Here is a 14522-nt window from a genome sequence, read left to right on the forward strand (position 1 = left end):
TTAATCCCACCAATAAGTAATAACTACAGCATCTCGCTGTTGCCAAAGCGACTCACCTTCCAAACCTGCTTCCAATCTCATTCGTAACTGTCGCCCAAGTCGCAAACCATATTCTTCATTATTACCATCAGTAATATCCACTGAATCTGCACGCCACTTTTTACCCAAATCCAAAAGCTGAGACACGATACTATCTTGGTTTTCTGTCAAAATGTAGAGGGTATCCCCAGGATAAGCTACAAAGTGGATTATACTCGATTCTGGCATCGGGCGATAATTTGCCATTGCCAATAAAGTATCTACCAAACCACCAAAACTTAAACCATTTTCATCTGGTGCAAAAATTGGTTTCGTAAACAGAAAACTTGCCCATAGATGAGAATGTTGGCTAAGATCCCTAACAACCTCCTCCCCATTAAACTCATTAAAGCGACGTTGCCACACCAAAGCTGCAAAAAGTTCCTGGGGACTGTATTCTTGAGCTAGGGTTTGAATATTAGCTAAGTTCAACATAGAGAATTAATAACAGTTTGATTAAGTAGGTTGGCGTTAAAAATTGTCGTTATGGTAAGGGAACAGAAAAGAGGTTTTCAGCCTCCTAATTATAGGAACGGGCGATTTTAAACTATCTTTAGATTTAGGTGAAGTAACCAAAACCCGCACCTATACATTTTCCCCCTTAGAATGGGTGCTTTACAGTGTTTATTTATCAGAAAAAATGGTTATTGGCATTATATCATTATTGTCCAAAATTATCTGCGTTCATCTGCGTTTATCCTCTTCCATCTGCGGTTAATTCTTTATTGTTGTACCTCACTTGAATGGGAATTACTAGAAAATATCCCCGACTTCTTTAAGAAGTCGGGGATCTGAATAGGATCTTCATGAAAATTAGTCAGAAATGCCAGCATCTCGAAGGCGTTTTTCTAACTCTTCCAAACGTTTTAAGGCAGTTTCCTTAGCAAGTCGTTCTTGTTGCACTAACTCAGAACCCCAAAGTAGCAAATTACCATCTTGATCCCACCAGCGTAACCAGTAACCTTGACGGTTTTCGCGTTTTCCTTGCCAAACACCAATAAATAATTCCATTTCAGTTAACCAGTAACGGTTATTTTCATCTGAGGAACGCAATTTATAGTGTCCATTTTCATGCAAGTTATATATTTCTAATTCACCGATATCTGGTTGAAAAATAATGTAATTAGGAACTTGTAAAACTTGTTCATAATAAAACCATTTTCCGGGGGGATAGGTGTGTTTATTAGAATATTCACTACCATCAGTATCGGAAAGAAATTCCATGACCACCACAGGAATTTGTCCCTGTTTATGGGGGGTGTAACTGCGTTGGATTTGTTCTCTAGGCACTGTAATTTGCGCCACGTAAGCCCAGTCAGGGGCTTTGATGACAAATTTGCCATTAACTGTGGCGCAGATGCCGTAATTGGTGGTAGCAAGGGCAGTTTCTGGAAGTTTGCCAGCGAGTTCTAGGCTTTCTGTGAGTGCTGCTGCTAGACTGGGTTGATTGACATTATCCACAGGTTCATTGTCTAAAACAAAGTCTTCAGGTAAAAGTTCCCAAGTGATCTTGGTGGTGGAAGCACTTACAACCATAGGAAACACAAATAAGGGATTAAGTTCTAGTATATAGTTATTCTCAATCAAATGTGAACAGGACAATAATGAAATCCCTACCTCTAAACAACCTGAAAACTAAAGTTCAAACTTGCCCAATTATTCACATCCAAAACATAAGCATCATTAATATCAGTTGTCACTTTACTGGCGTTATGTAAATCTTGTAATATGGCTTGGGCAACTTCTAAAGGGTTGACAATGGGACTAATAGCCTGTTGATCTGTGGTAGGATATTTAGCGATCGCTAATGCCGTGAGAGTTTCCTTAAATGGTGCTGTACTCAGAATAATTTGGTGTTCACAAAAAGTATAACGAGTAGGCAGTAACCAGCCAGCTATCGGGTGATTCTCTGGGATTTTGACAGTTTTACCCGGAGGAATCAGAACTTCTATTAATTGGGGTTTGGTAGGAGGAATATCTGTCTGCAGGAAAACTTCCCAAGGATAAAAAGCAAAGGCATCTTGATAATTATTTAAACCCACTAAAATTAAGTATATCGGGCGATCGCTCAAATTTTCAATTTTATATTGCCAGCGACTACCCACAGGAATTGTCGGCATAGCTATTTCTTCATAGCCAGGTGTTTGCAAAGTGTTATCAATACTTGCAGTCCCCAAAGTATCCCTCACCATAAAAACACGGGGTAAAACGTTGTTAACAATCTCTAAAGTTGCCCTCACAGGTAAACGCGAAGAACCTTTATTTTCTGTCAACTGCCACAACTTTGATGCTAACAGAGTAGAAAATTTTGGTTTTAATCGCTGTACTGCCACCTTCACCGCTTCCCCAACTTCCCCTATCGTATTAATAATCAATTCACCACCCAGGCAAAAAAGACCATAACGGCTGGGGACTTGGGCAACTTTACCAAACACATAATCAGCAGTTTCTTCTACAGTAGCAATATTAGCAATCCGGTTAATTCCTGAAAAAACACTAGTAGCATCTACCCGTTCAATTCTTTCCAAACCCTGATCTAAAGCCACATTAACATGAATATTCCGAGGTAATACCCGAATAACTTCTTGGACTATTTGCCCAACTTGAGGTAAAGTAGTAATTTCTTTATTTGTAAATTGGGCTTTAGCTATTAACCCACTTCGTGATTTAACAACTAACTCTTCTCCCGTATCCAGAGTTAACCGAGAATTTACGCCATAATTTGTGAGAACTTGATTAGGTAATCCTCCTAACCATAATTTGACTGTTTTGCCATCATCATCTATGGCTTGAACTACACCAATACTTCTCAATTTATCAATCGGAAAATAATCAACAATTAAAGCATTTTGAGATTTTTTTGGCTCATTTACTAGACTTGGTTGTTGTTTTCCACCTAACTGATACATGGAAGTAGCAACACCAGAAAGAAAAACTGGGATTGTTTTGGCTGGGATAGTTTCCCACAAATATTGAGTTAAAGCATAAGTTAATAATCCCGCAGTCCAATTAGAGAAAAGAAATTCTCCGGCTTGCTGATTTAGTTCTGAAGTCGCATTGATCATCAGAGGATTATTATTAGCTGATTTATGATTTTTCAGTTGTGATAGAAATTCTAATTCTTCTATTTGTAAAGTTGCTGTTGATAATTCTGGACGGGTACGCATTCGTAAACCACTGGGTTTTAATTCACTAGAATGATAGTAGCTAGTATCTAATATTGCTGTAACTTGATTTGTTGGGAGCGATCGCAATAATAATAACAGAGTTTCTGCCAATAAATAGTTTCTCGAATTTGTCCCCAATAAATTATTCTCATCAACAGGAACTATGGCATTATAGATCCCCGACTTCTTGAAGAAGTCGGGGATCTGCTCATTTCCCAAATTAACACGAGTCCCATAACCAGAAAAATGGAAAATCACCACATCTCCAGGTTTGGCTTGCTTACCCAAGTGATCTAAAAAAGCATTTTCAATAAATTTTCTGCTGGCTTGTTCATCAGTTAAAGTCAGAATATCTGACGCGGCAAAGCCACAACGATTAATTAACAATTCTGTTTGCAATTCCACATCAGTTACACAACCACCAAGGGCAGGACTTTGTGGATATTGATTAATTCCTATCAATAATGCCAACTTCCGCTGATTAGGTTGTGCTAAAGCTTGGTAATAGGGATTACCCAAACTCAACCACTCAGTTTCAGCCACTCCCAATGCCGCTAATAAGCCGCTAATTTGTTGTAAAAACCCACGCCGTTTCATAATTAACAGTCAGACTCCAGCCCATTCTCATAGCTTAAAGGCTGAAGTCTGGAGAGTAAAGTTTCTGATCTTAACCTAAACTAATACAGGTGCAATTTTCATAGCCCTGGTTAACTCAGCCGCAACTTCTGGACGAGAAAATTCCGGTGGTGGTAACTCACCCCGACGTAACATTTCCCGCACCTTGGTTCCCGACAGATGAACCCGTTCCTCTGGTTTGCTAGGACTGGTTTTAGTTGTGGCCATTTGTTTGGTGCGCTTGCAATAGAAAGCGTGTTCAAACTTCATTGGTACAATTCCCAACTCTTCAGGGGCGAATTCATCAAAGATATATTGAGCGTCATAAGTGCCGTAGTAGTCACCCACACCAGCATGATCACGTCCGACAATAAAATGTGTACAGCCGTAATTTTTCCGCACTAAAGCATGGAAAATGGCTTCTCTAGGCCCAGCATAACGCATGGCTGCCGGGTTAATTGCCAAAATTACTCTATCTACAGGGTAATAGTGTTCTAGTAAAATTTCATAACAACGCATCCGCACATCAGCAGCGATGTCATCTTCTTTTGTTGCCCCTACCAATGGGTGCAAAAATAGACCATCAACAGTTTCTAAAGCGCACTTTTGAATATATTCATGGGCGCGGTGGATAGGATTGCGAGTTTGGAAACCCACAATTGTTTTCCAGCCTTTTTCTCGAAACATTTCCCGTGACGCAGCCGGATCAATTTGGTAGCTGGGAAAATGGGGATGAGAGTCCCGTTGTAATAACCAGATATCACCAGCTAGGTTGATAGAACCTTGGTTATATACTACCTGCACCCCAGGATGTTTAGCATCATCAGTGCGATAAACATTTATGGCTTCTTGTTGTTTGTCGTAGGTATACTTCTCGGTCAGTTCCAATACCCCAATAAACTCGCCTCTGGGGTTATCCAGACGCACCAAACCGCCTGCTTGTAGAGGGGATGCTACTTCTTCGGTTACAGACAGTGTAATGGGAATTGACCAGACAATACCGTTAGCTAACCGCATTTGGGTGACGACTCGGTTATAGTCTGCTTGGTTCATGAAACCAGTCAAAGGACTAAAACCACCAATGGCAATCATTTCTAAATCAGAAACTGCTCGTTCATCAAGTTCCACACGCGGTAAAAAGTCAGCCTTAGAGAGAAATATTTCTCTTTGTGCTGAGGAAGCAACCCGGTTAATTAACTCTCCACCGTGGGCGGCAATGGCATCTGGATGGTAACTCAACGTAATTTTTCCCTAGTTGTTGCAGACTATGTACTAAGTTACCAAATTATTGGTACACATTGTTAAATTTCTGTGAATTTTTTTCCTTTGCCGGTCGGAAAGGGTGAGATTAGGAAAAGATGGTGTATTTTACACTGCTAATACTAGTAGTTCGTCAAGATAAAAATGATGGACTGTAGTGTGAGCGTCTCGCTCACGCGGGCAAGACTTGTACTGAGCAAGCGAAGCCCTGAGCCTGTCGAAGGGTCGAAGTATGCCCGCACTGCCAAAAACCCGTCAGGGAATAAATTCCCTGTCTCATAGCTCAAGTCCGTTAAAACGGACTAATGAATTTTCCTAGTATTTAGTCATCTTTTAGATGACTTTCGCTATTAGCAAGGAACTTGAGTTCCTTGCGGGATGAAGATTTTGCGTTAAGTTGACACCAATAAAGCTCTTGCTTTACCCCTACCTCCTAAATGCTTATTACGCAAAAACAAACTGTTTAGGATCTGTCAAACTCAAACTACTGGCTTGAATTCCCGTCAGAGTAGCTAGAGTTTGATTATTGAAGACAATCGCAGTATCTGCACCAACTTGATTTAACTTGAGTGTGGATGTGGTAATACCTAAACTGACAGCACCACTAATCCCAATCACATCAGTCCCCAGTTGGAAGTCAAGCACGGTATTAGCAGCTTTCGGTAGTTCAGCTTTGACAATCCAGAATTGGTCAGTACCAGCACCACCGGAAATTAAGTTACCACCACCAAGACTAACTCTGAAGATATCTTTACCATCACCACCCAAAGCCCGGTCATTGCTACCCAAGTAGAAGGTATCATCACCGACACCACCGGATATGCGGTTATTACCTTGGCCATCTCTAGCATCAAAGGTATCATTACCATCGCTACCGAAAGCGCGATCGCTCTTATTCACAAAGATAGTATCATCACCGCTACCCAGATCAACGATATTGCTACCTGAGTTGGGAAAAACAGATACAGTGGACAGGTCTAACTCATCTTTACCTGCACCTGTAAATACAATATTGTTTTGACCATCGAATTGACTACCAGGAGTGGCAATTAATTTATCATCTCCTGGAGTTCCTACAGTTGTAGATTGGTTGACTGCGAGAGTAAAGATATCATTGACAGTTGCCCCGGCTTTATCTGTCGCAATTACCTTGACATCTAATTTACCGACATTTCCTGTGTTGGGAGTACCACTAAAGGTGCGAGTTGTAGAGTTGAAATTCAGCCAATCTGGTAAATTACTACCATCAGCTAACGTGGCAGAATATTTAATTAAATCAGGAATTACACCATCCTTGAGCAGTGTATTTTCAAATGTATCTGTTACTAACTGATGCAGTCTGGTTGTGGGATGAACATCGTCCCAAAAAGCATATTGATCAGGGTTAACTGGCGTAGTGACTGTAATTAGCGGCTGAGTAATATTCGTGAATTTGTAATTAGCAGGATTAGTCTGAAATGCTGTACTCAAACCAAAGATGTCTACTAAAGATAAATCAACATTGAGGGCTGGTTCTAAGTTAGTTAAAGCTTGAGTTAAAGCTGCATTAAAACCAATAGAAATTGCTCTGGCATTCGCTACATTGTTATTAGCAATACTCAAAGGAGTAGCACCCAAGTCTGATAAATTGCCAACGACAATTTCTTTAGCACCTAATCCGGCTAAAGTTGTAATTGCACTACTAATATTAGTAACTGCATTAGTCACAGCCTGAGTAGGATCTGTGGCAAGATTCAGAAAATCATTAGCACCAGTCCAGATTACATACAGTCCATCTTTACCAATAGAATTGGCATTTACAGTTTTAAATTGCTGAATTTGTGTGAGTAATCCAGGTACGGTTATTTGCCCAAAAGTATTACTTACTCCTGTATTTGCGCCCAAAAAGGCGTAATTTTGAATTGATTGGTTTGTAAATTGTAAATCAGGTGCAAAGTAATCAACCCAAATTAAGCCATTAGAAAGACGACCTTGATAATTAGGTGATGGTGGAAAGGTGTTACCAGATGCTTTGTAGGCATTACCTGTATCTGAGAGGCTATCACCAAAGATGACGAGGTTTTTATAGGGATTAACTGCGTCTGGATCGGAGAAGGTATCTTTGGGTAGTGTAAATGTAAAGGTAGAATTGACCTTAACTGTTTGATCTAAAAGTGGATTTTTGAGGATGGGTGCGGTATTCACGTTTTGTACCTTAATAGTGAACGTATCATTAACAGATGCTCCTGTTTTATCTGTAGCTGCTACTTTAACATTCAGATTCCCTACATTATCATTAGTGGGAGTACCGCTAAAAGTCCGAGTTGTAGAATTGAAGGTTAACCAATTTGGTAAAGCATTACCATTTTCTAATGTTGCTGAATAGGTGAGAATATCACCCGCATCAATATCTGTGAAGGTATTGGTGGGAATTTGGAAGTTGAAAGCAGTTCCTTGTTTAGCATTTTGATCTGCGATTAGGTTAGCAACTATTGGTGCATTGTTTACGACTGCCACATCATCATTGGTAATTGTTCCTACGGCTGTAGCGGTGGCAATTGTGGGATTGGTGGGATTGGAAAGGGCGCAGGGCCTGCGCCCCTACAGATTTTCCAATTTACTGACTGTATTAAATTCAGTAATAATACTGTAGTCATGATTAAACATAATCTGTAATCATGATGAATATATATGAACTCAGAGTGTACACATGGTATTAGATATCGTAAATAATACGCTGGACTCTACCACCAGCCTTAATCTAAGCGGGACAAATCAGTTATTCACAAATATTGACATAATAGGTAATACTTATTTACTCAAAGATACAGCCAACAAATATTTTGCTCAAGCAGGAACAAATACCCCAATTACTATCAGAAATGGTGGACAACAAATCTATCAAGATATCTATTCAGGATGGCAAACTCTAGCAGTAGAAACCGTGAATGGAGATAATCAAGTTCTCTGGAAAAATGTTTCTGGAAACTTCCTGCATATCTGGCATTTAGATAATAATTGGAATTGGATTTCTTCTGAAGGAGCATGGGGATTAAATTCCTCTGAAGCTTTCACTCAAGAAACAAACTTTGGTATAGATACAAATAGTGATGGCATAATTGGCAATCCTTACAGCTTGATGGAATCAGCAGGAAATACGAAGTTAGTTAAAGATACAGCTAATAAATTCTTTGCTCAAGTAGGAACAGCTACCCCAACTCCCATCAAAAATAGTGGGCAACAAATATTCCCAAATATCTATCAAGGATGGCAAACTCTAGCAGTAGAAACCGTCAATGGAGATAATCAAGTTCTCTGGAAAAATGTTTCTGGAAACTTCCTGCATATCTGGCATTTAGATAATAATTGGAATTGGATTTCTTCTGAAGGAGCATGGGGATTAAATTCTGCTGAAGCTTTGGGTAAAGAATCTGTTTTTGCTGTAGATGCTAATGGTGATGGTGTTATTGGCAATCCTTACAGCTTGATTGAATCAGCAGGAAATACTAAGTTAGTTAAAGATACAGCTAATAAATTCTTTGCTCAAGTAGGAACAGCTACCCCAACTCCCATCAAAAATGGTGGGCAACAAATCTATCAAGATATCTATTCAGGATGGCAAACTCTAGCAGTAGAAACCGTGAATGGAGATAATCAAGTTCTCTGGAAAAATGTTTCTGGAAACTTCCTGCATATCTGGCATTTAGATAATAATTGGAATTGGATTTCTTCTGAAGGAGCATGGGGATTAAATTCTGCTGAAGCTTTGGGTAAAGAATCTGTTTTTGCTATAGATGTAAATGGTGATGGTGTTATTGGTATTGAGAAACCAACAATTACTATTAGTGCAAGTGATGCTAATGCAGGAGAAACTTCAACTGGACAAACTGCAAATCCTGGTCAGTTTACTTTTACAAGAATAGGAAATATAGCTTCATCTTTATCTGTTAATTACTCTGTTGGGGGTACAGCAACTAATGGCATAGACTACAACGCATTAAATGGGATTGCGACTTTTGCAGCTAATTCTTCTACAGCTACGGTTAACATTAATCCCATTGATGATGCTATTTATGAAGGCAATGAAACAGTAGTTTTGAGCCTAGTAAATAATGTTAATTATGTGGTTGGAACTGCTAATAATGCCACAGTTGTAATTGCTGATAATACTAAAACCAGTCATTTAGGATTGGTTACTGACTTTAATAAAGACGGTAAAACTGACATTCTCTGGAAAAATCTATCTGATGGAAACCTTGGTGCTTGGGCAATGAATGGGACCTCTGCTAGTTGGATAGACCTTGATGATGGAGGTGATAAAAATGATGGAGCTTGGTATTTTGTAGGCACTGGAGACTTTAATAATGATGGTAATACAGACATTATTCAACGTTATCACTGGGTTAATTCTCCAGGTTATGTTCGTATTTGGTTAATGAATGGTAATCAGCGCATTGATATTAAGGAGATTGAGGCAGTATCGAGCAATGATTGGCATATTGTAGGCACAGGTGATTTTAACCAAGATGGTAATGTAGATATTCTCTTGCGTAATTATGTCACAGGTGCTAATCAGGTTTGGATGATGAAGAATTATCAAGTTATTGGTCGAGTTGATTTAGAAGCTGATACCAATCTTAATCAGCGCATTGTGGGAACAGGTGACTTTAATAGTGATGGCAAGATTGATATTCTTTGGAGAAATGCAACTACAGGGGATAATTCCATCTGGTTGATGAATGGCGTAAATCGCGCTAGTACCGCCAATGTTGATAAGGTTGGGGATCTCAACTGGCATATTATGGGCGCGGCAGATTTCAATAATGATGGTAAATCCGATATTATCTGGCGCAATTATGCCAATGGTCAAAATCTTGTTTGGTTAATGAATGGTAGCACTCATACAGGTGATCTAGATATTCTAGATGAGCCTAATCGCAATTTCACTATTGTGGGTAAATCTGATCCTGTTGGCATTTGGACAACCGACTATTTCGGAAATAAAGATTTATCAGCAATACCTACTTACACAGAAGGTTTTACCGATATTACTGGCAGCTTTAGCCGGGATTGGGGTAATGGATCTGTCCCAAATACTCCGACGGATAACTTCTCTGCACGTTATCAAACTACTCATTATTTTGCACCTGGACTGTATCATATTACCACTGGTGCTGATGATGGCATTAATGTAAAAATTGGTAATGAATATGTAGTAAATAAGTACAATCAAATTGGCTGGTATTCTGGTTACTTCCGTTCAACGGGTGGGTATTATCCTGTTACCATTGAATATAAGGAAGATTCTGGTATTGCTTCAATAAATTTCAAACTGGAAGGACATCAGGCTTTCAATGACAATGTAGATACTTCAAAATACTGGAATGGATCTATTTACCATTGGGATGGACAAGGTACTGCACCTTCCTTTGATATTTTCCGTGATCAGGGGAATCTGATTGGTAATGCTAATTTAGGCTCTAATGTTCGCAGTGATGGCAAAATTGGTATTAATGCTAATTGGGGACAAGATGCGCCTAATGGTGATAACGCTCGTCTCCCTCATAATTTCTTTGTGATGGGTGCTTGGACTCTACAATATTTTGATGGTAGCGAATATAAATTCCGGGTGCGTGGAGATGATGGTTTCCACCTCTGGGCAAATGGTGCTTGGGGACAAGGCGGTTCTTACAATATCACACCTGCTAATCAATGGTTATATGCTTATGGTGACTATTACGAGGTGAAATTCACTTTGCCTGCGGGTTGGTATGATGTCGGTTACGATATGTGGGAAGGTGGTGGTGCTGCATTTATGGATATATCTTGGGAGAAAGTTGTTGTAACACCACCTGCACCATCCGGTTTAATGACTACTTCAACTCGTTTAACCCAGTTACAGAATGGACAGTTAAATGGTCAATACATTGATGTAGATGGTTATCCCAGTGAAAATATATATCAATGTTGGGATTTAGTTGCTTATGCCACAGGAATTAATAGCTCTAGTCCTTATTACTTCACCACTAACTGGAAACGAGGAGCTAATGTCATGGGAAATGGTAATGTGGCTGTAGGTACTGCGATCGCAACTTTTGCTGGACCAAATAATAGTTATGATAACGGTTCCTATCAACATACCGGAATTTTTGCAGGTTATGGAACTCAAAATGGAGTATCTGGTTTTTATTTGTGGCAACAAAATCCTGGAGCAGTTAACTTGGGATTTTATCGGAATAATGGGACAGGAGTTGGTGATGCCGACAACTACTATGTGATTCAGTCTTGATTTCTAGTTTGGTAGGGGTTTAGCAATGCTAAACCCCTACGATATCGGGTACACAAACCGATAAAATATTGGGTACAAAATCGGTAGATATTTAGGTTATTTCCATATCCAAAAATGTCGAAAATCAAGATAATTCCTCAACATGAAAATCATTGTAAATATGTCGCTGCTAGTTAGTCGTTGGGTAATGGTTTAGCAGTGCTAAACCCCTACGTTTTGGGGAGGATAAAAAGATGTAGGGATGTGGGAGAGCGAAAATTCGACCGTAGGAATCGCTTTTAGGGATGATGGAATGGAAGTTTCTAGAATTTAAAGCAGGAAACATTGATCTAATTTCACAACAGATAAACACTACAAAGAATTACCCACTCAAAGGAAAACCTATTACCATTGCTAGTGATTTTGATGAACCTATGCCTGAACTTTGGCAAGCATTAGCAGAATGATTTTTCTAGATACCCATATTTGGCTATGGTTGCTTCATGAGCCTAGTCAATTATCACAAGCAGCGCAAGAAGCTATTGAAAGTGAAGAATCCCAAAATGGCTTATTAATTTCAGCAATTTCTGTTTGGGAAGTAGCAGTTAAATCTAGTGTCAATAAATTAGTTTTGCCTTTACCCATTGATGAATGGTATCAGTTAGCGCAAACTGCAAATGCCAAGTAAACTAATTTTTGATAAATAATATTATTACAATGAGAATTATTGCTCGGACTACCCTAAGAGAATATTGGCAAAAATATCCTGATACAGAACAGCCTTTAAAAGCATGGTTTGATGATGCTACCCGTGCAAATTGGCAAAGTCCATCAGACATTAAAGAAGTTTATGCTAATGCCAGTATTATTACTAATAATCGATTAGTCTTTAATATTAAAGGTAATAATTATCGTTTAATTGTCCACATTCGTTATGAGATTGGGATTATTTTTATTCGTTTTATTGGTACCCATCAAGAATAATCACTGTTTTGCGATGATGGGAGGAGCGATAGCGAAGCCCGACCTAGGAATCGCTTTTAGGAATAGGGGGAGTGCGATAGCGAAGCGCTGCTGCAAGCAGTTCGATGTTTGGGGATGTGGGAATGCGATAGCGAAGCGCGACCTAGGAATCGCTTTTGGGGATGTCGAGGAGGTGCGATAGCGAAGCGCTGCTGCAAGCAGTTCGCTGTTTTGGGGGTGGGGGTGCGATAGCGAAGCGCTCCGCAGGAATCGCTTCATGAAGAGTACAGTTTTCTACGCACAGGAGCAAAGGGAATTTCTTTACCCTTTTGTTGATAATCTTCCTTCACTAACTCCCAGGCTAATTTTAGTTCTTGCAAAGCTTCTTCGGGAGTATCACCAAAAGCTGAAATGTTAGGTATTTCTTGGAAATGTGCTAACCAATCTCCTTGTTCATCAATATATAAATTAATTGTAAAGCCATTAAAATTATAATTATTTAAAGTCATTACTGATTTCCCTCTTGATATTCAAAGAACTGCTGAATTTGATAGAGTTTTGCTTTTCCATCTTTACGAGGTTGAATTGGTAAAGGTTTGCCACTCGGTGAATACCATAAACGATGACTTCCTTTTTGACGACTAAATTCCCACCCATTCTGAATGAGGAGAGTTTCAAATTCATCAAAAGTTAGATTTTCTGGACTATTTTTAGCTTTTTGCCATAGTTTTTCTTTTTTAGTCATCACCAAGGCTATTATTTAGTAGATTATCCCTTGATTTTATTATAGTCTGACAGGAATTTAATTTGTGACAGCGCAAGCGCTGACTTGTCAGTTCGCTTTTTGGGAATGTGGGAAGTGCGATAGCGAAGCGCTGCTGCAAGCAGTTCGCTTTTGGGATGTGGGATGTACCATTTTTGGGGATGTGGGATGCGATCGGTTGTTTGTAGCAATCATATAGTAAAATAATAAATAATTTTTTTAAATATTTAATAATGATTGAAAGTCTATATCTTGATACCAGTATTATTGGCTATCTAACAATTAGACCAAGCACTAATCTAATTACTGCTTCAAATTCAGTAATTACACAAAATTGGTGGGATACTCGTCGGGAAAATTTTACTCTATATATTTCGGAAGTAGTTCTAGAAGAATTAGCCAGAGGAGATCAAGAAATAGCTACTAAACGACTGGATCTAATAAGTGAGTTACCATTATTAGCACTCAATGAAGCAGTGGAAGAATTAGCCCAGCAATTTCTGACAAAAAGCAATCTTCCTCCTAAAGCATCTGATGATGCCTTGCATATTGCCTTAGCCACTGTTTATAAAGTAGATTATTTGTTAACATGGAACTGTAAACATATTGCCAATGCACAAATCCAGAAAAAACTCTCACAAATTAGTATTCAATCTGGATATGAACTACCAACGATTTGTACACCTTATGAACTTATGGGAGATTAAATATGTGGAAAGATGAAGTATTAGAAGAAATTTACAAAATCCGAGAAGAACACGCTAAAGCTTTTAATTATGATTTGCATGAAATTTGTCAAGATTTAAGAAAAAAACAGGTAGCTAAAAACAGAAAAGTTATTACTCAGCCGCTCGTAACATTATCATCCTCAACTAAATAGGCTCGCTGTTGTAGGGGATGATGGGAGGTGCGATAGCGAAGCGCTGCTGCAAGCAGTTCGCTGTTTTGGGGGATGATGGGATGCGATAGCGCAAGCACTGCTGCAAGCAGTTCGCTTTTTAACAAGGAGATTGAAGGCGATATAATGGTAGTAATGCAGTATAGGAAAAAGTTATGATTCAAACCTTAGATGCTCTGTTCGATGGTACAGCCCTTCTTCCTGAAGTACGTTTAAACTTACCATTAGTGTTCCATGTAATACTCAATCCCTAGCTCGCTTGATTACCTCGAATTAAATAGCGAACTTCCTCAAGTATAACATTAAATCTCTGATCACTTTCAGCCTGTCTTTCTTTTATTAATTCCATATTTTGTTGATTTTGAGCAGCCAATTGTAACAAAGCTTGAGCAGTTATTCTTAAACCATCTATACCATCTTTAACCTCAGTCATACTTTCTCTTAATTCACTTACACTTGATGCTAATTCATCAAGCATTTCGTCATTCCAGCGTTCTATAGTCATAGTATATTCCTAATTACAAACTCAAT

The 14522-nt window shown here is 39.0% G+C and carries 15 protein-coding genes and 1 pseudogene; 8 read left to right on the forward strand and 8 right to left on the reverse strand.

Features of this window, described 5'->3' with window-relative positions; translation table 11 throughout:
- Entirely contained in the window at positions 1-513 is a 513-nt protein-coding gene (locus tag ANA_RS08945) for a hypothetical protein (protein ID WP_015079748.1), read from the reverse strand.
- 100 nt (positions 514-613) lie between these two features.
- Here ANA_RS08945 and ANA_RS25780 point away from each other — a divergent pair.
- Positions 614-753: pseudogene (locus tag ANA_RS25780) on the forward strand (magnesium-protoporphyrin IX monomethyl ester cyclase); the annotation flags it as partial.
- A 138-nt stretch (positions 754-891) separates the two neighbouring features.
- On the opposite strand, the gene ANA_RS08950 reads toward ANA_RS25780, so the two are convergent.
- From ANA_RS08950 to ANA_RS08965, 4 genes are all read right to left on the reverse strand, one after another.
- On the reverse strand, positions 892-1614 hold the full coding sequence (locus ANA_RS08950) for a Uma2 family endonuclease (protein WP_083881449.1): 723 nt from the start codon (positions 1612-1614) through the stop codon (positions 892-894).
- A gap of 83 nt (positions 1615-1697) precedes the next feature.
- On the reverse strand, positions 1698-3842 hold the full coding sequence (locus tag ANA_RS08955; protein WP_015079750.1) for a caspase family protein: 2145 nt from the start codon (positions 3840-3842) through the stop codon (positions 1698-1700).
- 75 nt (positions 3843-3917) lie between these two features.
- Entirely contained in the window at positions 3918-5099 is a 1182-nt protein-coding gene (gene sat / locus ANA_RS08960) for a sulfate adenylyltransferase (RefSeq protein ID WP_015079751.1), read from the reverse strand.
- A gap of 465 nt (positions 5100-5564) precedes the next feature.
- A complete protein-coding gene (locus tag ANA_RS08965) occupies positions 5565-7616 on the reverse strand; it encodes a putative Ig domain-containing protein (RefSeq protein ID WP_015079752.1) in 2052 nt (683 codons plus the stop codon).
- Positions 7617-7809: 193 nt separating this feature from the next.
- On the opposite strand from ANA_RS08965, the gene ANA_RS23495 reads away from it, so the two are divergent.
- The 4 genes from ANA_RS23495 (at position 7810) to ANA_RS08980 (ending at position 12351) form a co-directional block, all read left to right on the forward strand.
- Positions 7810-11388: a BPSL0067 family protein gene (locus ANA_RS23495; protein ID WP_015079753.1), complete on the forward strand. Its 3579-nt coding sequence runs from the start codon at positions 7810-7812 to the stop codon at positions 11386-11388.
- A gap of 284 nt (positions 11389-11672) precedes the next feature.
- Entirely contained in the window at positions 11673-11834 is a 162-nt protein-coding gene (locus ANA_RS27015; RefSeq protein ID WP_168633541.1) for a hypothetical protein, read from the forward strand.
- Positions 11831-12055: a type II toxin-antitoxin system VapC family toxin gene (locus ANA_RS08975; RefSeq protein WP_015079754.1), complete on the forward strand. Its 225-nt coding sequence runs from the start codon at positions 11831-11833 to the stop codon at positions 12053-12055. Before ANA_RS27015 ends, ANA_RS08975 begins: the two co-directional genes overlap by 4 nt.
- A gap of 29 nt (positions 12056-12084) precedes the next feature.
- The gene (locus ANA_RS08980; RefSeq protein WP_015079755.1) at positions 12085-12351 is read left to right on the forward strand and encodes a type II toxin-antitoxin system HigB family toxin; all 267 of its coding nucleotides are present in this window, start codon (positions 12085-12087) and stop codon (positions 12349-12351) included.
- Between the two features lie 254 nt (positions 12352-12605).
- Here ANA_RS08980 and ANA_RS08985 read toward each other — a convergent pair whose 3' ends face one another.
- Positions 12606-12839: a type II toxin-antitoxin system HicB family antitoxin gene (locus ANA_RS08985; protein WP_015079756.1), complete on the reverse strand. Its 234-nt coding sequence runs from the start codon at positions 12837-12839 to the stop codon at positions 12606-12608.
- The gene (locus ANA_RS08990) at positions 12839-13075 is read right to left on the reverse strand and encodes a type II toxin-antitoxin system HicA family toxin (RefSeq protein WP_015079757.1); all 237 of its coding nucleotides are present in this window, start codon (positions 13073-13075) and stop codon (positions 12839-12841) included. Before ANA_RS08990 ends, ANA_RS08985 begins: the two co-directional genes overlap by 1 nt.
- A 64-nt stretch (positions 13076-13139) precedes the next feature.
- Here ANA_RS08990 and ANA_RS26505 point away from each other — a divergent pair, with 64 nt between their 5' ends.
- From ANA_RS26505 to ANA_RS27020, 3 genes are read left to right on the forward strand one after another with little or no spacing between them, the layout of a single operon-like run.
- Positions 13140-13292: a hypothetical protein gene (locus ANA_RS26505; RefSeq protein WP_158310516.1), complete on the forward strand. Its 153-nt coding sequence runs from the start codon at positions 13140-13142 to the stop codon at positions 13290-13292.
- Positions 13293-13326: 34 nt separating this feature from the next.
- On the forward strand, positions 13327-13800 hold the full coding sequence (locus tag ANA_RS08995) for a type II toxin-antitoxin system VapC family toxin (RefSeq protein ID WP_015079758.1): 474 nt from the start codon (positions 13327-13329) through the stop codon (positions 13798-13800).
- A gap of 2 nt (positions 13801-13802) precedes the next feature.
- Complete coding sequence (locus tag ANA_RS27020; protein WP_015079759.1) at positions 13803-13973, forward strand: hypothetical protein; 171 nt, start codon at positions 13803-13805, stop codon at positions 13971-13973.
- Between the two features lie 268 nt (positions 13974-14241).
- Here the strand turns inward: ANA_RS27020 and ANA_RS09000 are convergent, their stop codons facing one another.
- Positions 14242-14496, reverse strand: a complete 255-nt coding sequence (locus ANA_RS09000; RefSeq protein ID WP_015079760.1) for a hypothetical protein — start codon at positions 14494-14496, stop codon at positions 14242-14244.
- Between the last annotated feature and the right edge of the window lie 26 nt (positions 14497-14522).

The sequence above is a fragment of the Anabaena sp. 90 genome (assembly GCF_000312705.1).
GTDB lineage: Bacteria > Cyanobacteriota > Cyanobacteriia > Cyanobacteriales > Nostocaceae > Dolichospermum > Dolichospermum lemmermannii.